This window comes from Bacillus sp. FSL W8-0102 (assembly GCF_038007225.1).
GTDB lineage: Bacteria > Bacillota > Bacilli > Bacillales > DSM-4216 > Bacillus_O > Bacillus_O smithii.
This window is the reverse complement of the sequence record NZ_JBBOWT010000001.1, coordinates 3,467,384-3,485,053: the sequence shown is the minus strand read 5'-3', so window position 1 is coordinate 3,485,053 and position 17,670 is coordinate 3,467,384. Positions and strand designations below refer to the sequence as shown.

Here is a 17,670-nt window from a genome sequence, read left to right as displayed (position 1 = left end):
TATTATTCTTTATGCTAATAAGCGTAATCCCTCATTTTTGATATTGATTGCTGAATTGTGATCGCGATCTAATACAAAGCCGCAAGAACATTTATATACACGTTCAGATAATGGCATTTCTTTTTCCTTGCCGCAACATGAACACTTCTTAGTGGAGGGAAACCACTTATCAATTTTCACAAGTTGTTTCCCCTGTTCTTTTAGCTTATACGCTAAGAAAGTAGTGAACATCCCCCAGCCGTTATCATGAACGCTTTTTCCAAAGTTGAGGGCTTGAGACATGCCTTTCATGTCTAAGTCCTCAATAATCACAGCGTCATAGTTTGTTGCTAATTCTTTTGACTTATGATGAAGAAAGTTTCTGCGCTGATTCGCTGTCTTTTCATGTAGCTTAGCCACTTTCAGGTGTTGTTTTTCCCATCTTGCAGAACCTTTCTTTCTTCGAGAAAGAATTCGTTGTGCTTTTGCTAATTTATCTAAGGCTTGCCGATAGTAACGTGGGTAATTGGCTTTCTTACCCTGTTCACTCTCGACATATAGACCATCCATAGCAAAATCCAAACCAACAACTTTCTGTATTTTAACTGGACGAATATCTTTCTCATATTCTGTCAAAATTGAAATGTAGTATTTGCCTGTCTTTGTTTTAGAAATAGTGCAAGATTTGATTTTATAATCAGCAGGTATCTCTCTATGCTGTTTCATTTTTATTGGCTTTTTGATTTTTGGCAGTTTGATATGACCATTTTCTAGCTTAATATTTCCGTTGACCATATTAGTTGTATAGGATTGTTTTGCTTTACGATTTTTGAACTTTGGAAAATCCGCATTTCCTTCAAAGAAATTCTTATAAGCAGTCTGTAAGTTCATTTGTGCATTTGCCAAAGCTAAAGAATCCACTTCTTTTAGGAATGGAAATTCACTTTTATATTTTGCAGGGGTCGGAAACTTTTGCTTTTTAAGCAATTCTTTATCATCCTTGAACTTTTCATACGTTTCTTTGCGTTCAGCTAACATCTTATTGTAGACAAAGCGAACACAACCAAATGTCTTAGCTAATAATGCGGATTGTTCTTTGTTTGGTAACAAACGAAACTTGAAAGCTTTGTTTTGCTTGGCCATATCAATTCACCTCACTTTGTGCGGAAAAATTTCGTATATATTGATTATACCGTAAAAAATCCGTACAATCAATATGAGGTGATAATCATGAGAGAAGAGAAAGAACGTGTAGAAATTCGTATGCCTAAGACGATATTAGAAAAATTGGAGCAATATCAAAAAGAAAATGGGATTCCAACTAGAACAGCCGCAATCTTAGAATTGTTGAGAAAGGGATTGGAAAAATAACTTTGGCTAAAGCCAACCGAAATTCATCTCCCACCTACTCATTGGTGCTATTCGCACCTTCACATTCCTAGAGGATGGGAGACTTCTTTCGGAAAGACGTTAAAATCGCGGATCAGCAAAATAGAAACATGAACCGCACCTTGGAAGTCTTCGAACAAATCGAAGAAAAAGTAAAAGGAATCACTTCGGTGCTGGAAGAGTTGGTCAGTGGGGTTGATCGTTCTAAAAAATCCAACGAATATGTTCTGCAAAATGTAGAGAGCATCAGTGCTGTTGTGGAAGAAACAGCGGCAGGAAGCGAAGAAATCTCTGCCTCCACTCAGGAACAGAAAAATTCCATTAGTAAAATGGTAGAAAAAGTGTCTTCGTTAAGAGAACTGACCGAATCCTTAAATGCAACGATGTCTCAATTTAAACTGAAAGAATAGCAGGTTGGGTGCCGGGCGTCTGCACCCGATCGTGATTGAACAAAACATGTCGAAGAAAAGCTCTACTGAAAGGTCTCTCACGTGGCTTTTCTTTTTTTAGTTTCTTAGCGGAATGGATCGTTCTTTGTTTTTTGTTTGAAGCGTCGTTCCGGCTGCCGCTTGGCTAATCGGCAAGAAAGATGATAAAACTTCATTCATTTTGATAGAAGTGATTTATAATATGTATGAAAGATTACGTATTTTAAGAAAAATTTACAAAATCCGACATCCTCAAGGAAATGCAAGAGTGGATAAATGGAAATCTTTTGCTGTTTGCGGCAAGGATTGAACCGGTGGTGATTTCGGAGTTGGATACATAAGCAGGGCATATTAATTCATTTCTTACAGCGCGAAGCCGCAAGAGAATCAGTCCGCTGCAACACTTTTTCTCGCTAAGCTGTTTGTAATGAAAAAGAGGCGATACAACGAAGAAGAGCTGAGAATTGAAGCAATATAAGACGTGATTTTTGCGATAGGAGGAAAAATGAATATTCGCAAGCTGATTATTCCTGTTTCTTGTCTTGCACTTACACTTATTATTGGTACATTCGGCTATATGTGGACAGAGCACCTGTCTTTTTTTGATGCGGTATGGCTGACGGTCGTTTCTGTGCTGACGATCGGCTACGGGGATATGACACCGGCGACGATTCAAGGGAAGATTTTTACCCTTATTATTATTCCGATTGCGATTGGGATTGTGACGTATATTTTGGCCCGATTTGCCAGTGCGGTGATTGACGGGAAATGGGCGGATGAGGTGAAACGAAGAAAAATGAACCATAAGATTGATCAACTGGAACATCATATTATTGTATGCGGTTTGGGAAGAGTCGGCAAACAAGTGGTTGCTCAATTAAAACGGGAACATCAGCCGATTGTAGCGGTGGAAAAAAACGAGCAAATATTAGAAAAAACAGAAGATCTTCTTTATGTGAACGGAGATGCCACCGATGATGATGTTCTCATCGCGGCCGGCATTGAACGGGCTTCTTGTATTGTCATCACGCTGCCAAGCGATACCGATAACGTGTTTATTACGCTCACGGCACGAGGAATCAATCCGAATATCCTCATTGTAACGAGGGCGGAGAAAGAAGAGGCGGAAAAAAAGTTATACAGTGCCGGTGCGGATAAAGTGATTAACACCTCCAGCATCGGCGGAAAACGAATGGCGATGTCCGTATTGAAACCAGTCAGCATGGAATTAGTGGATACCCTTTTGCAAGATTCGGAAGGAGCCTATAATGTGGAAGAAATCGTGCTGAGAGAAGATTCCAAGCTGGTCAATCAAACGTTAAAGCAGTCGAAACTCCGTCAAGTGTGCGGGGTCACCATTGTGGCCATCAAGCGGGGAAATACGATCATCAGCAACCCGAAACCGGATGAACAACTGTTGGCCAATGATTTATTGATTGTCTTTGGCAGAGAGGATCAGCTGCGGAAATTCGAACAATTGTGATGCGACCTTATCACCCGCCGGAATTTTTCTGCGTATGTGCTCTTAATATTTGAGACTATCTATTGATGGATGCTGCTTCCGCTAACTTTATTGCATTTGACTCTCGCTCGACGGTTCGCCATTCATGGTACTGACCGCTGAAAAGAATGGAGTAGTTTCTTGAACAATGGCAGACAATAAAGAGGAAGAGTTGGATAAGGAGAGAATTGTTTTTGAAAAAAATCATTTTATTCGGTGCTTTATTTCTCGTTTTTTCTGGGTGGGCGGATCAAACGAATGCGAAAACCATTTTAAATGCGCCCTATATTCAGCAAATGCCCCAATTGCCCCGCGGCTGTGAGGTCACATCTCTGGCGATGCTTTTGCAGCACGCAGGAGTGAAAGTGGACAAAATGACATTGGCCGAGCAAGTGAAAAAAGTTCCTTTTCGTCAAAACGGCCTCTACGGCAATCCGTACGAAGGATTTGTCGGAAATATGTACACGTTCACACAAAGCGGCTACGGGGTCTATTATCCCCCCATTTATGAATTGGCTCAAAAATATATACACGATCGGGCTGTCAATTTGTCGAATAAAGATCTGAAGACGATTTATCAATTTATCGATCGCGGTGCCCCGGTTTGGGTCATTGTCAATTCGAAATTTAAAAAGCTGCCTTCTTCTGAGTTTCGTATTTGGAATACCAGAAAAGGCAAAGTTGCCATTACTTATCGGGAACATTCCGTTCTTATAACGGGGTATGATGATCGTTATATCTATATCAATGATCCTCTGTACCATCGGAAAAATCGTGCGGTCAACAGGAAAGGCTTCGAAGCGGCCTGGATACAAATGGGCAGACAAGCGATCAGTTATCTGCCAAAACCGAATTGGAAGAAAGAGTTGAAAAATGGACAGATAGGGAAAGTGACGATTTTAAAACCGATACAGCTCCAAAGCAAGAATGAAGCAGGTCAGCTCAAGTTCGTCCGAATGCTTTACCCATATGAGACCTATCGAGTGTACAGCTACAGCAAAGACAACGGAGGAATGTACCAAGTAGGAAATAATCTTTATGTCAAAGCGTTGCAAGGATATGTTCTATATGAAACGCCTTAGTATAAGTGTCTGTTCGTCCTTAAATGTGTTGAAAAGCTTTGTTTAGGCCTTTGACATAGCCCCCTTTTTTATACGAAAAAGCATTTACTCTTTCAAAATAAATGTTATATTGTTGAAAGAATGAATCTTTAGAACTAGGAGGATAGGTACAATCGATATGAAAAAAGTTTTTGTTTTTATTACGTTTATTCTTTTATTCGCTGTTATTGTCCCCTTACAGCAGGCAGAAGCGAGTACAGGCTATCATGTAGTCAAGGTAAGCACGACATTAAATGTTCGAGAAAAGCCAAGTCCGAAAGCCAAAGTAATCGGTTCTCTAAAAAATGGGACAGTTGTTTATGTATACAACACGGCGCCCGGTGGATGGTCAAAAATCAAGTACAATAATAAAGATGGGTACGTTGCATCAATATATCTCGTACAGCAAGGGACAGCGAAAACGGTATTTAGCAAAAAAGCAGTGATAACCGCATCCCCATCCTTGAAAGTTAGAGAGAAACCAAGCCCAAATGCCAGAGTGATTGGAACTCTTAAAAAAGGAGCGGTGATTTACGTATATGCGGTCAAAGATGGCGGTTGGTCGGAAATCCGCTACAATGGAAAAACCGCATATGTAGCCACAAGTTTTTTTCGATTTACAAGCAGACTTACAATCAACGAAGCAAAGCAGTTAATTCTTCAAAGCTTTCCTCATCCGGACACAGAAGTTAAAATGATTTATTACGAGAAAGAAAGAGATGTATATCGTGCTCGAGTTGGATACAAAAATTTTGCTTATGGCTACTGGTATGTCATTATTGATCCGGACAATGGTGCTATGAAAAATGATTAAGTCTGTTACCCTTCCGATACAAAAAGTCCTGTAGAAGCTTCTACAGGTTTTTTTTCTTGTATTTGAAACTTTATTTTGTAAGGACAAAAGTAAAGAAGTTCATTTTTGAATTTCCTTCGATGGGAATTAGGCGTCGGAGTCTTGAATTATTTTCTATAAGTTCAATAAAAAAATGTGATTTAGGACATTGCGCCCATAAAATATGGTATAATTTAACTAGTATGGAAATACCACTACATAATTCGATAATATGAGAAAGGAAATAGTAGTGAAAAAGAATCCATACATATCCTTTATCGTTGTAATATTTTTATTATTTAGTAATTTGATTTTTAACTATGGAAAGGCTGAGGCAAAGAATTCTTTTAAAGATGTACCGACGAATTATTGGGCGGCGGATGAAATTGACTATTTAAGCTCAAAAGGTATTATTAGCGGGTTTAATGATGGATCCTTCAAGCCCGGTCAATACATAACCAGAGGACAAGCTGCCATCATGTTGACGAAAGCTTTGAGCCTAAGTACCAAAAATCGTCCGAACCCTAATTTAAAGGATGTCAGCACACGTAGCCCTTATTTCCAATCGGTAAGTGCTCTAGCAGATGAAAATATTATCGACGATCTTATTAAAGATGGTTATTACTATCCTGGTCAGCTGCTGACGAGAGGAGAGATGGCGGCTATTTTGGCAAAATCTTATGGATTGGGCGGAACATCCACCGAAAAATACATCGATGTTCCAGATTACTATTGGTCGTATGAATACATTCAATCATTGGCCGCAAACCATATTACAACTGGTTTTAGCGATAAGACTTTCAGACCCAATCAACCTTTAACAAGAGCCGAATTTTCAGTGTTTTTATCACGGATCATGGACAGTAAGTTCAGAAGTGTCGGCAATCGAACAGTCTATTTGGATAATGGGATTGAAGTGATGAATTTTCAGTCAGGGTCTTCGCAAAATTCATATAGTTCTGCTTATGCTGATCCATATTACACTGTAGAAAGCAATACGGGTGAAAAATACAAAAATTATTTGACTATGCATATAAGTTCCTTTGCAGATGCCGGATAAGGCTGGGAATATGTAGAATTTCCGTTAAATGGAAGATATGAAACTTTCAGTGCCATCGTCGGTTTAACCAAACAATACCAAAATACAACCAATGAAATTCATTTAAAATTTACAGCAGATGGACAGCCTTTAAAGAATATGACTTGGACTGCAGGAATGCTGACGGAAAATGTTACTGTAAATGTTAAAGGAAAGAAGATTTTAAGAATTTATATGGAAGTGGAAGATCCAAAAGACACTTCCGAAATAGGTTTGTTTAATCCTGTTTTTACCTTAAACAATGAACCTGCTCCATTAATCAGTGCGCCGCGTCCGTCCAAAACCGTTATCTATAATGAAAATGGGATTAAAATAATGAATTTTCAGTCAGGGTCTTCGCAAAATTCATATAGTTCTGCTTATGCTGATCCATATTACACTGTAAAAAGCAATACGGGTGAAAAATATAAAAATTATTTAACTATGCATATAAGTTCCTTTGCAGATGCCGGACAAGGCTGGGCATATGTTGAGTATCCTTTAAATGGAAAATACAAAACCTTTAAGGCGACAGTTGGATTAACCAAGATGTATCAAAATACAAAAAATGATATGACTCTTATTTTTTCAGCCGACCAACAACCTTTAAAAACCATGACATGGTCTGCGGGCATGCTTACACAAGATGTTTCAATTGATGTGACGGGAAAGAAAGTTTTAAGAATATATGTAGAAGTACCTAACCCGACAGATGATTCAGAAATTGGGTTTTTTAACCCGATTTTTATTAAAAATTAAAATTTGTGCTTAAGTCTGACGGAAAACTCTGCAGAGAGAAGTCTCTGCAGGGTTTTTGTTTTTATAAATAAAAGATTCTGTATATGGCGAAAAGACAACTTATTCACTGATTTTAAATAGAATAGGAATAAGAACCAAATGGAAAAGGAGCGGTTTTATGGCAGTATCCTGTATAGAAGATATGTATAGAGGTCACAATGATAAAAAAGATCCTATTTATTCATCGTTATTATTATGCATGCGTAGGGTAGAGCGAAAAAGGATCTCAAATTTAGCATTTCTTTATCGAGTATTTGTCGAAAAATTTTTACGATATTTTTAGTATCGTTTTGGACGTATATTCTATATAATAAAGTTAAACAGCACGTTCGGAAGGAGGAAGGACTATGAACGTCAATGTTTGGGAGTTCATGGGAATTCAAAGGACGGATCAAACTGAATCTGATCGATTGTTGACTTTCATTATGAATAGTATGATCAGCAGTTTATTTCATTGTATGAAATGGTCACCTGCTAATTTTGTTTCGTTCCCCCAAATGGTAAAATACGGAATTGATCTTGACGATGAAAATTCGTATTTTTGGGACTGGATGAATGAGTACGGTATAGGCTATGTAAAAAACATTGGAAAAACGACGTTACCGGATACAGAGGAAATATTAAACTTTTTAACATATAGACAGATGCTTTTAGAGATGGACATTGAAAATGAAATCCATTCTAATCTGTTATTGTCTATTTCTGAATTACTTACAGCACTAAATGAATTTATAACGGGTTGTATGGAATCGTCTGCCACTGATTTAGTAGATGTTTTTGAAGAAACCGTTTTTTTTAATAATAGGCTGAAATCTGATTCGGATCATATAGAATGGGAATTTATATTAAGCTCTGCTGTAAATCAGCAGGGCTTTTGTTATAATTATACAAAAAAAGGAGTGGATATTATTGGATAATCAACAGGCTTACGAGTTGTATACATTGGCTAAAACAAAAATTCAGTTAATAGAAGCAAGTCTTGAATCTGTACATATAGACAAGATGAAACCGTTTAAAAAGGGGAAATATGTAAATGAAATTGTTTTAGGAAAGCGCTTAGAACCAATTAGTGAAAAAGAAGTTAACACTTTTTTAAAAACCGTCGTGAATAGTAGGGAAGAGGGTAGTGATGATATAGTATTAAAAATCGAAATTGTATACAAAGGACGTTTTAAGGCTAATACTTCTGCTTCAACAGAAAAATTAGAATACTGGACAGATATACAAACGGTTCCACAGTTATTGCCATATACTCGTAGTTTAATAACTTCTTTAACTTCTCATATGCTAATCGCACCAATTGTGTTACCAACGATGGATATCTTGGAATCAATGAAACTGAATCATGAAAATCAATCGGTCGGTGAGTAAATTGAATGCTTTGATGCGAATACAATTCTGCCATTCAGATTATCCATACCCTAATCTTGAACCAACGGCAAAAAAGATTGCCGAATTTTTATTTACTTATAGAAGTCAATTTAGGCCTTTTTGTGAGTTTATGAGGATCAGCAGTACATGGACGCTTGATAATTATAAAACAAAACTCCAAAGATGGTCTCAAGCCATAGCTCCTAATCGCAAAAAAGCAGCTCCAGATACTTTACAATTGATTAATTTAACTCATGAATTCTTTTCAGTGTGCCAAAATGAAGAAGATCGAAAAAAAATGCGCGGGCTAGTTCCGGAAAAGTTATTTGAAAAAGTCTTTAGTTTAAGGCACAGTGGTAAAAAAGGTGTTTTTGGATATGGGGTAATGGTAGTGGTTGATGGCAAACCGGTAAAATATATTCCGTCGTTTTCTTATAAAAAAGAAGATGACAGCGATGTTTATCGGCAAACGGTCGATGCTGGATTTTGGGATGGAAAAGTGGGAGAGTTTGCAGAGGTTAAATTCAGCCCGGAAGCCTTCCATACGAAAGACATTAAATATTTACAGTTACTAGCAAATGAGTTAAATACTGCAGGCCTCAATTATTCGATATTGTTGGTATCTTTTGATAATAAAGAATTAATACGCTTTAAGTTACAGCGTCTAGGTTTATGGAAAAAGGAGGATTCATTTTATTTAATTGGACGAGATGAGTTATTCCAATGGGGGATGAATTCTTAAAAGATGATTATAATGGAAATAAAAAGACCTTTTCCTTCTAATAAAGTGTAGATAGTAGAGATTCATCTTTTATACAAAGAATGGAAATAATATAGGAACAAAAGTATAATATAAGAAAGGAGGGATGTTTGATGATAGATGTTGTTCAAGTAAACCGAAGATCGATGTTTCAAAAAGTTCTTGTGACGTTTGTCATTTCTTTATTATTCGCAACGGTCGGTATGTATGCAGGGAAATTTGTTCCTCCGGTATTGATGTTTCCGTTGGCCATAGCGGAATTTGTCATGATTTTCGCAGCGTTTTTGTTAAGAAGAAGCAAAAGTGTCGGCTATACGTTTGTTTATGTTTTTACCTTCCTTTCCGGAATCACCACTTATCCGATCGTGAGCCATTATATTTCCGCAGCTGGTGCGCAAGTGGTTTTGATGGCTTTTGGTTCGACATTCGGGATATTTGCCGTCATGGGCTTGATCGGGGCCGTCACTAAAAAAGATTTATCGTTCTTGAGCACCATTTTGTTTGTCGCCTTATTAGCGTTAGTGTTCATTAGCATCTTTAATATTTTTAGCCCGTTAACTTCCAGTGGAATGCTCGCATACTCGGTCATCGGGTCCATCGTTTTTTCTCTTTATATACTTTTTGATTTCAACCAAATGAAACACCATCACATTACGGAAGAAATGGTTCCGTTATTAACATTATCTCTGTATTTGGATTTCATTAACTTATTTATCAATATTCTTCAAATCCTCGGTATTTGGCAAAGCAAAGATTAGGCGGCTGTCGCGGCCTGCAATATGTCAAAAGCTCTACAGAGAAATCTCTGTGGGGCTTTTCCTTTATTCGCGTTCGCTGATATAACGCAAGGTTCAAAAGGAAGTATGGTCATATTAAAGAGATCCTGAAATTCCTTATAAGGAAGGGTGCGGAAATGAGAAAAGATCGTTTTTTCTCCCATCAGCTGGTTCAATCGTATCTTGAAGATTTTAGCAAAAGGCTGCATGATTTGCCTCCAGATGTAAAACACCCCTTTATTCAAAAGGTTCGTTCTGATTTATATGAAAAGGCATTGGAAAAAGAAAAGAAAGGGGTTAGTCCGGAAGAAATTCCTCAGAGTGTGTTAATGGAATTTTTGTCTCCGAATGAATTGGCGGCTGATCTTTTAAAAGAGTATGATAGGGAAGATTTGAATCATCATGTCATAAAGCTCAGCTACTCTACCGTGTTAGCCACAGGTTCTTTTGGGGCTCTTTCGGTGCCCATTTTGTTAGGGTTCATCAATGTTTCTGCCATTTTGCCTTTTGTGATCGGATTTATTATAGGGAATATCTATCTCCTATTCGGAAAGTTCACGTGGAATAGAACCCTTCTCTCTCATTTTCAAAAAACGATGAGATTCATCCCTTGGATGTTTGTGCTGCCTTTTGTTCTCTTTGCGGTCCGCACCATGATCGTCCGACAAATCGATCTGTTTTCTTTCTATTATTTAGTGGGGTATCTTATCGTGACTATTTTATATATTCGTTTTCTTAAAATGTTGCCCACACTTCAAGAAACCAACAAGGATTTATCGCGATGATATGCCCGTGAACCAATCACATTGCGGGCATCTAATGGACTTCACAAATTTAGATTATTCGAAAAATTATGATGTTTAGAAACCGGATCGTATATACCTGGCCGCTCCGGTTCCTCTCATCGCTATATGGATGGAGTGGGGGCCAGGTGTTGATCGGCATTCTCATTATTTCCCGCGGAATAACTGTCTTGGCAAAAGAGAAGAGAGAAAGTAGCCGCCAAAGAGCAGATAGACCGGAATAATCGGAACGCGGTAGCGTTGTCCGCCGACGAGTAGACCGAGGGAAGTCAAAACGGCAAATCCCAGTATAAATAAGATCAGAAATAAAATTTCCAGCCGCATTTTCTTTTCTTTCCATAAACTCCAGACGATTCCGGCTATGCTGATGAAGAGAGTCATCCAATCGAGGGCGTCAATCCCTTGGAAGAACAGACCGGTTTTCAGCACAAGCCGTTTGATCGTTTCGCCGGGGTAAGAGAGCATGTAATGAACGGCTTTTTCTTTTAACAACTCGCTTTTTTCTGATAAGCTCAATCGGCTGTATGAAAAATACTCAGGCTCTACAAATTGGTCGACGATGGTCGTTGCAAAGAACGCCACTTTCGTATGAGGATTATTGGCGATATATAGATTTTGCCCGCTATAGTTTTCCAAAAGCACAAATTTCCCGTGAAGAGACCAGTTGTGAAGCCCATTGGCGGCTAAACAAACAACGGGAATCAAAAAGGCAAGAATCGTCGCGGCTCGCAATTTTTTTGTCCGCCAATATAGGAGCCATAACAGGCCGAGCAGCAAAAACACATACATAAGATGAGGCCGGAATAATAAGCTAGCCGACAAAAGCGCTACGGACGTTATCAGCCATTTTGTTTTCTTTTCGTCGCGAATAAAGCGCAAGATGCTGTATAGGATCAAGAGAATAAACGTAATAAAAAGCGTTTCTGTCAGCAAATATTGCGGACCGTTCAACAACAGGACAGGATGAACAGCATACAGAAGCCCGGCCGCCATGCCTGATTTGAAACGGTGAAACAATTGTTCTCCCAAAAAGGCAAGAAGGACGCCGTTGAATCCGTAAACGACATACTGAAAAAGAATAAACAGTTTAGCGCTGTGGAAAAACGCAAACGGCACTAAAAAAATGGAAAACAGCGGGGGCACAATAATGTCCTCTTTGCGGACGGTGTTGATCATCCCGTTTCCCTTGACGAAATTTTCGGCTATATTAAAATAAAGCTGACCATCCGGAGTAATGCGAAAGAATTGTTTTCCGGTTTGATATAAATAAAAAAGTAGTATTGCTTCCATAAGAAGAAACAAGAATACATAACCGATTATGTTTCGTTTATGAATCGTTGGCATATGGAGATCCTTTCTATTGTCATTTTTCATTTGCATTATATCATGAAAATTCTGCTTTGAATTTACAGAGCCGGAGGATTTTGTCTTATGGAAAAAATCTTGATCATCATCCCTGCCTACAACGAAGAGGACACGATACACCATACTGTAAACCGGCTTCGAAACTCCTGCAGCTATGATTTTATTGTCGTGAATGATGGGTCCACCGATCGGACGGAAGAAATTTTAAACGAACATCAAATTCCCCATATCAGTCTGGCGGCGAATCTTGGAATCGGCGGAGCGATGCAAACCGGCTATATTTATGCGTACAGGAACGGATACGATTATGCGATCCAATTGGATGCCGACGGCCAACATGATCCGAAAGACTTGGAAAAATTAGTGCAGGCCATCACCGGCTCCGATTACGATATGGTCATCGGGTCTCGATTTGTGGAAAAAACCGGGTATAAAGGCAGTTGGATCAGGAGATTGGGCATTTATTATTTTTATTATATGTTAAAATGGATTGCTCACATTAAAGTAACCGATCCGACATCGGGCTACCGCATTGTCAACCGCAAAGTAATGAAAGAGTTTGTCCGCCACTATCCGGTTGACTATCCGGAAGTGGAAGTATTGGTGAAATTGGCGCACCAGCATTTCAAAATAAAAGAGATTAAAGTGGAAATGAATGAACGGCAAGGCGGACAATCTTCCATTACACCGTTTCGATCCATTTACTATATGTTAAAAGTCACGTTTTTTTCTTTAATTCGATCGGTTTTTTAAAGGAGCGTTATGTATATGGGGTTTGTGCAAATCATTTCGATTGTCATGGCCGTGTTGTTTTTCGTGCAAGTCGTGTGGCTGACTTCCAAAAATAAACTGCAGGATCAGCAGGCGTTCCTTTGGCTGGTTTTGTCTGTTGCGGCGATCTTGATTGCATGTTTGCTTCCGGTTTTAAATCGATTGGCACGGGCCGTTGGCATTTCGTATATGCCGTCTTTTATTTTTGTGGCGGCTTTTTTCGTCGTGCTGACTTTGCTGATGTATCATACGATTGTTTTATCCAAACAGCAGGCAAAGTTGACCAAAGTCATTCAAGAACTGGCCTATGTAGAAAAAGAACTGGAAGATCTGAAACATTCGCTCAGAGCGGAAAAGGAGGAACGCCATGACGCCGATTAATTTTGTGCTGATATTGGTCAACACTCTCATATTGGTGAGCGGACAATTTTTATGGAAATACGGGATGATGAAAAGCGGCCAAAGTTTTTCCTCTCTTTTGGGGATTTTGAAGCTGCTGCTATCGCCGTATATATTGACCGGTTTGATTTTGTACGGGGCTGCTACGGTGTTGTGGCTGTTTATTTTATCGAAAGTTTCGTTAAGCGTGGCGTACCCGATCCAATCGCTTGCCTACGTGTTTGCATTGTTTGGGGCCTATTTCTTATTCGGAGAAACGTTGACGAGTTGGAAAATAGCAGGCGTGCTGCTCATTGTGGCAGGCGTAGCCATGATTAGCGTTCATAGCGGAAGATAACCATTTATATGTCTAAAGAAAAAGACGAGGGAGCAGCTCCTCGTCTTTTGTCTTTTGGATGAATCTTAATAGAGTTCTGAAACCCGAGTTCGACAGTCACTAGGCAAACAAAATGCCTCTCGCCCCTTGATACAAAAGGGATCGGAGGCATTTGGGCACACTTCGGGCGTGTATCTAGGTGCGAGGGTGGATGCCTAGAATCTTTGGAGGAGGTTCCAGCCCTAGAGCCGCAAGGAATAGCGCTTGTTTGGCCGTCAGTTCGGTTCGTTGATAAAGGTCGCCGTTTTTTCAAGAAAAATGTCCAAGCATGAGACGCTCGCATTCGTCTCTTACTTTCGGCCACGATTCATGAGTTCGGATCTCCACGATCCGAACCAGCAAGAGAGCCAGCCAACTGAGCAGCACATGCGCCCGGATACGGTCTTCCAAGCGATGATACATGGGGCGCAGCTCGAGTGTTGATTTCAACGTCCGAAAGGCCTGCTCGATATCCACCAGTTGCTTATACCCAAGCGCGACATCCTCGGCAGACAAGGTGTCATCGGAGGTTCGGATGAGATATTTGCCATCGTACTTTTCCGCTTCACGAACCGCTTGCTTGTCGATGCGAAGCGTTCCATCCTTCAATTGACGCAAGTATTTTCCGTAGGACGGATGGGAACGCAGCCGGCAGGTGGCCTTATGATGAGCTTCATTGGGGAGTTGGCGAAGCCCCTCCAACTCCTCTTTCAGCGATTCGAGCAGCTTTTCCCGTTCCTTGCGTTGGCGTTCGGCTTCGCTGGGATTGTACACGAGAACATAGCGCTGACGCGCTTCTCCGTCGCCCACGATGATTTCTTTAATATGCAAGTTCTCGCGAACTTGTTGGTAGCGCCCGCGACGGTTTAGGGCCTCTTCGACGGCGGCCTTGCCGGACCGCATTTTTTCGCCGACAATGTAGTGTCCCCCGGCCTGTTGCAAGATTCGCAAATTCTCTTCAGACGAAAATCCGCGGTCCATCACGCTGATCACACGCCCAAGCTTCCAGCCAATCAAGTCTTGTTTCACCTGTTTGATGACCGTCATATCCATCGTATTGCCAGGCCATACCCAAGCGCGAATGGGGACTCCTTCCCGGGTAACGGCCAGTCCAATGACGATTTGGACCAAATCGGGACGCTTATCTTTGGAAAACCCCTGCTTTCGAAGCGATTCTCCTTCTGGTGTTTCGGATGGATCCACTTCGAAGTACGACGAAGTCGTATCAAAGTAAATCAAATCGACTTCCAGGTTCAATAAATCGGCCACGGCATGGAACACTTGGCGTTCCAATTCCGGCTGCACAGCCAGCAGCTCATCCATCGCCCGGTACAACTGGTGGCCGGCGACTTGGGGAAGATGAGGGATATGCACGTCTTTCTCCACCCACTCCTCCATCGCCAACTTGCTTGACGGATGAAGGGCACGATTCGCCACCATGGCAAAAATCAGCCGTTCCAACGGAATCTGATGATGTCGGGAGGCAAACAAGGAGTGGAGAATCTCTCCCAATCCCAGTTGTCTCCAGAGCTGATCCAAAAGCCAAGCGCCACCAAGGCGTTTGCTTGATTGAAACTGAAAGTCATCCGACACTTCTCCTGTCAACGTCTCGATTTCCCAAGCCTGCTCAGGAGAAAGGAATCGCGAAATGCTTTTGGCCAGACGCTCCAAGACAGCGCGATCCACCTCGTCTTCGCGCCCAAACGAATAAATCACCTTCGCTTTCGCATATTTGGCCTTCGGATCCCATTCGTTGTGAGCAAGCTGGAGATACGCCACGGTCGTTCCATCTTTGTTTTTGCGTGTTACTCGCCGTATGTACATGCCTATATTATAACCGATATTCAGCTGTTTTAAAAGTTAAAATAAACAAGTCGTGTGCCTATGAAATTCAGTGTTTTTTTCTAGGATCCGCATCGCGAAATCTTTGATATAACAGCATTTTGGCCATTTTCATTTGCCTAAAATGGCCTCAAAACTGTCGAACTCGGGTGAAAAGTAAGTGAGTTTTTGGGCATCATTTTATTTGTCGCCTTATTAGCGTTTGTGTTCATTAGCATTTTTTAATATTTTTAGCCCGTTAACTTCCGGTGGAATGCTCGCAAGTCGGTCATCGGGTCCATCGTTTTCTCTCTTTATATACTTTTTGATTTCAACCAAATGAAACACCGTCACATTACGGAAGAAATGGTTCCGTTATTAACATTATCACTGTCTTTGGATTTCATTAACTTATTTATCAATATTCTTCAAATCCTCGGTATTGGGGAAGGGACGATTAAGACCGGTCAAGAAACATATCGAAGCCCAGCAGAGATTTCTCCGCCGGGCTTTTCTTTGTTGTACTAAACATTTTGATATTCGCCATTGGTCCATTCTGCCATGCGTTTATTTGGTTTTCGTTGTGATAGCCGTATGGGTAAGTCGCCATATTGTATCGTATTAAAGAGATTCTTTTTCCCACATTTTCACATGACATGTCAGCAAAATTTCTCCTTTTGTTACGACGTGATGAGCGGCGTATTCCAAACTTTCCACTTTTTCAAGTATATTTGTAATGATCACAGGAGTTACTATTTCTTTATTCTTTCTTTCTAAATACTCCAAATCCACCTTTAATAAAGGCTCTCCGGTTTTTACGATTTGTCCATTTTGAACGAATACTTCAAATCCTTCTCCATTTAATTCTACTGTATCTAAGCCAATATGTATAAGGATTTCCAATCCTTTATCTGAGAGGAGACCTATGGCGTGTTTTGTAGGGAAGATTTTCACGATTTTCCCATTGGTTGGAGAAACCACTTTTCCGCTACTTGGGATAATGGCTAAACCGTCACCCATCATTTTTTGAGCAAACACAGGATCAGGGACGTGCTCTAATGGTATCACTTCTCCGCTTAGTGGAGAATATAATTCTTCAATCACTTTTTTGGCTCTTTTACGAAATACATTTTTTAACATGTCTCATCCCATCTTTCGTGAATAGTTTGAGTATGATAGAATAACATAACTTGAAAAGGAGAGATTACCGTATTCCAAAAAGTCTTAGAAGAATGCCTTTGAGTTTGAGTGCTTTTCAATGAATGGATCCTTGTTCATCGTTTTGATCACTTTCTTTTTGTTTCATAAAATCTACATAATGGTGAAAAAGCATTTCACCAACAATAAAGAAAGAAGAAAACGTATTCAGTTTTGTTCCATCCTTTAGTTCGTTGCATGAACTATAGGCATATAAATTGTATGGAGTCATTCTTGCCAATCGATTGTTTTTTAAATTCGTGACGGAAATAAACGGGATTCCTTTTGCGACTAAAGATTGAACGGCTGGAAAAATGGATGGAGTGTCACCAGAAAACGAAATGATGATGATCAAATCGTTCAATGTTAAATCTTTGATGATCATTTCAAACTCAGTTTGCGCTTGGATCACATGGAAATATTTCCGCACGGGAAGAAACATTCGTTGTAAATCGAAAGCACAATTTAATTGAGCGGTTCCTGTTCCGTAAACAAATATTTTTTCAGTATGATAGATCAAACGGCATATTTCGGAAAAATCTGTATTCTTCACATATTTTAATGTTTCAAGAATATCGTTCCTTAAAATTTCCACTCCACTTTTATGGATATTCGGATCTTTTTGGTCTTGCCATTTCAAAAATACTCGAAACTCGCTATACCCGCTAAAGCCTAGTTTTTGTGCTAATCGTAAAATGGATGAGCGAGAAACATTACATTTCTCTGCTAAACTATTGATTCCTAATTCATAGCAGGAGCTTTTGTTGTTTAAAATATATTTTAAAATATGAAGGTCATTATCATGGAGTTGGTTATAATGCTTATTGATTAACTCTTCAATTTTCATTTTTTAATCCCTCCTCTTGAAATAGTTTACCAAAAATTTCAAAAAGAGGGGTGAAACAAAAAGTACAAATGGATGTCTGTACTTTTTGTTTCGTTTATTT

General features: G+C 39.8%; 19 protein-coding genes and 3 pseudogenes. 17 read left to right on the top strand and 5 right to left on the bottom strand.

Features of this window, described 5'->3' with window-relative positions; genetic code table 11:
- Positions 1 to 9: 9 nt before the first annotated feature.
- Entirely contained in the window at positions 10 to 1,122 is a 1,113-nt protein-coding gene (locus N1I87_RS16525; RefSeq protein ID WP_003353982.1) for an RNA-guided endonuclease TnpB family protein, read from the bottom strand.
- A gap of 87 nt (positions 1,123 to 1,209) precedes the next feature.
- Between N1I87_RS16525 and N1I87_RS16520 the strand changes: the two genes are divergently transcribed.
- The 13 genes and pseudogenes from N1I87_RS16520 (at position 1,210) to N1I87_RS16460 (ending at position 10,797) form a co-directional block, all read left to right on the top strand.
- Entirely contained in the window at positions 1,210 to 1,350 is a 141-nt protein-coding gene (locus N1I87_RS16520; RefSeq protein ID WP_003352379.1) for a ribbon-helix-helix protein, CopG family, read from the top strand.
- Between the two features lie 74 nt (positions 1,351 to 1,424).
- Positions 1,425 to 1,778 carry a hypothetical protein gene (locus N1I87_RS16515; protein ID WP_341102963.1) on the top strand — a complete coding sequence of 118 codons (354 nt, stop codon included), beginning with the start codon at positions 1,425 to 1,427 and terminating at the stop codon, positions 1,776 to 1,778.
- A gap of 523 nt (positions 1,779 to 2,301) precedes the next feature.
- Positions 2,302 to 3,279, top strand: coding sequence for a potassium channel family protein (locus N1I87_RS16510; RefSeq protein ID WP_341102960.1), 978 nt, complete (start codon positions 2,302 to 2,304; stop codon positions 3,277 to 3,279).
- A gap of 212 nt (positions 3,280 to 3,491) precedes the next feature.
- Positions 3,492 to 4,379 (top strand): C39 family peptidase, encoded by an 888-nt coding sequence (locus N1I87_RS16505; RefSeq protein ID WP_341102956.1) that lies wholly within the window; start codon positions 3,492 to 3,494, stop codon positions 4,377 to 4,379.
- A gap of 157 nt (positions 4,380 to 4,536) precedes the next feature.
- Positions 4,537 to 5,211 (top strand): SH3 domain-containing protein, encoded by a 675-nt coding sequence (locus tag N1I87_RS16500; protein WP_341102954.1) that lies wholly within the window; start codon positions 4,537 to 4,539, stop codon positions 5,209 to 5,211.
- Positions 5,212 to 5,479: 268 nt separating this feature from the next.
- Complete coding sequence (locus N1I87_RS16495; protein ID WP_341102952.1) at positions 5,480 to 6,289, top strand: S-layer homology domain-containing protein; 810 nt, start codon at positions 5,480 to 5,482, stop codon at positions 6,287 to 6,289.
- 24 nt (positions 6,290 to 6,313) lie between these two features.
- Positions 6,314 to 6,505: pseudogene (locus N1I87_RS16490) on the top strand (NPCBM/NEW2 domain-containing protein); the annotation flags it as partial.
- On the top strand, positions 6,503 to 7,066 hold the full coding sequence (locus tag N1I87_RS16485) for an NPCBM/NEW2 domain-containing protein (protein ID WP_341103456.1): 564 nt from the start codon (positions 6,503 to 6,505) through the stop codon (positions 7,064 to 7,066). The pseudogene N1I87_RS16490 and the gene N1I87_RS16485, both read left to right, overlap by 3 nt.
- Before the next feature lie 386 nt (positions 7,067 to 7,452).
- Positions 7,453 to 8,022 carry a hypothetical protein gene (locus N1I87_RS16480; protein WP_003353007.1) on the top strand — a complete coding sequence of 190 codons (570 nt, stop codon included), beginning with the start codon at positions 7,453 to 7,455 and terminating at the stop codon, positions 8,020 to 8,022.
- Complete coding sequence (locus tag N1I87_RS16475) at positions 8,015 to 8,476, top strand: hypothetical protein (RefSeq protein ID WP_341102950.1); 462 nt, start codon at positions 8,015 to 8,017, stop codon at positions 8,474 to 8,476. Before N1I87_RS16480 ends, N1I87_RS16475 begins: the two co-directional genes overlap by 8 nt.
- Positions 8,451 to 9,218 carry a hypothetical protein gene (locus N1I87_RS16470; protein WP_341102948.1) on the top strand — a complete coding sequence of 256 codons (768 nt, stop codon included), beginning with the start codon at positions 8,451 to 8,453 and terminating at the stop codon, positions 9,216 to 9,218. The genes N1I87_RS16475 and N1I87_RS16470 overlap by 26 nt, the downstream gene beginning before the upstream one ends.
- A 131-nt stretch (positions 9,219 to 9,349) precedes the next feature.
- Positions 9,350 to 9,994, top strand: a complete 645-nt coding sequence (locus tag N1I87_RS16465) for a Bax inhibitor-1/YccA family protein (protein WP_341102946.1) — start codon at positions 9,350 to 9,352, stop codon at positions 9,992 to 9,994.
- Positions 9,995 to 10,149: 155 nt separating this feature from the next.
- A complete protein-coding gene (locus tag N1I87_RS16460) occupies positions 10,150 to 10,797 on the top strand; it encodes a hypothetical protein (protein WP_341102944.1) in 648 nt (215 codons plus the stop codon).
- A 165-nt stretch (positions 10,798 to 10,962) separates the two neighbouring features.
- On the opposite strand, the gene N1I87_RS16455 is transcribed toward N1I87_RS16460, so the two are convergent.
- Positions 10,963 to 12,159 carry a hypothetical protein gene (locus tag N1I87_RS16455; protein ID WP_341102943.1) on the bottom strand — a complete coding sequence of 399 codons (1,197 nt, stop codon included), beginning with the start codon at positions 12,157 to 12,159 and terminating at the stop codon, positions 10,963 to 10,965.
- A gap of 87 nt (positions 12,160 to 12,246) precedes the next feature.
- Between N1I87_RS16455 and N1I87_RS16450 the strand changes: the two genes are divergently transcribed.
- From N1I87_RS16450 to N1I87_RS16440, 3 genes are read left to right on the top strand one after another with little or no spacing between them, the layout of a single operon-like run.
- A complete protein-coding gene (locus N1I87_RS16450; RefSeq protein WP_003353000.1) occupies positions 12,247 to 12,933 on the top strand; it encodes a glycosyltransferase family 2 protein in 687 nt (228 codons plus the stop codon).
- Between the two features lie 15 nt (positions 12,934 to 12,948).
- Complete coding sequence (locus N1I87_RS16445; RefSeq protein WP_048624189.1) at positions 12,949 to 13,332, top strand: DUF2304 domain-containing protein; 384 nt, start codon at positions 12,949 to 12,951, stop codon at positions 13,330 to 13,332.
- Positions 13,319 to 13,687 carry an EamA family transporter gene (locus N1I87_RS16440; protein WP_341102941.1) on the top strand — a complete coding sequence of 123 codons (369 nt, stop codon included), beginning with the start codon at positions 13,319 to 13,321 and terminating at the stop codon, positions 13,685 to 13,687. Before N1I87_RS16445 ends, N1I87_RS16440 begins: the two co-directional genes overlap by 14 nt.
- A gap of 174 nt (positions 13,688 to 13,861) precedes the next feature.
- On the opposite strand, the pseudogene N1I87_RS16435 reads toward N1I87_RS16440, so the two are convergent.
- Positions 13,862 to 15,529: pseudogene (locus N1I87_RS16435) on the bottom strand (IS1634 family transposase).
- Positions 15,530 to 15,712: 183 nt separating this feature from the next.
- Between N1I87_RS16435 and N1I87_RS18155 the strand changes: the two are divergent.
- Positions 15,713 to 15,987, top strand: a pseudogene (locus N1I87_RS18155) (Bax inhibitor-1 family protein); the annotation flags it as partial.
- Between the two features lie 160 nt (positions 15,988 to 16,147).
- Here N1I87_RS18155 and N1I87_RS16425 read toward each other — a convergent pair.
- Both N1I87_RS16425 and N1I87_RS16420 read right to left on the bottom strand, forming a co-directional pair.
- Positions 16,148 to 16,666 carry a PTS sugar transporter subunit IIA gene (locus N1I87_RS16425; RefSeq protein ID WP_048624186.1) on the bottom strand — a complete coding sequence of 173 codons (519 nt, stop codon included), beginning with the start codon at positions 16,664 to 16,666 and terminating at the stop codon, positions 16,148 to 16,150.
- A gap of 115 nt (positions 16,667 to 16,781) precedes the next feature.
- Positions 16,782 to 17,570, bottom strand: a complete 789-nt coding sequence (locus N1I87_RS16420; protein WP_341102938.1) for a MurR/RpiR family transcriptional regulator — start codon at positions 17,568 to 17,570, stop codon at positions 16,782 to 16,784.
- Between the last annotated feature and the right edge of the window lie 100 nt (positions 17,571 to 17,670).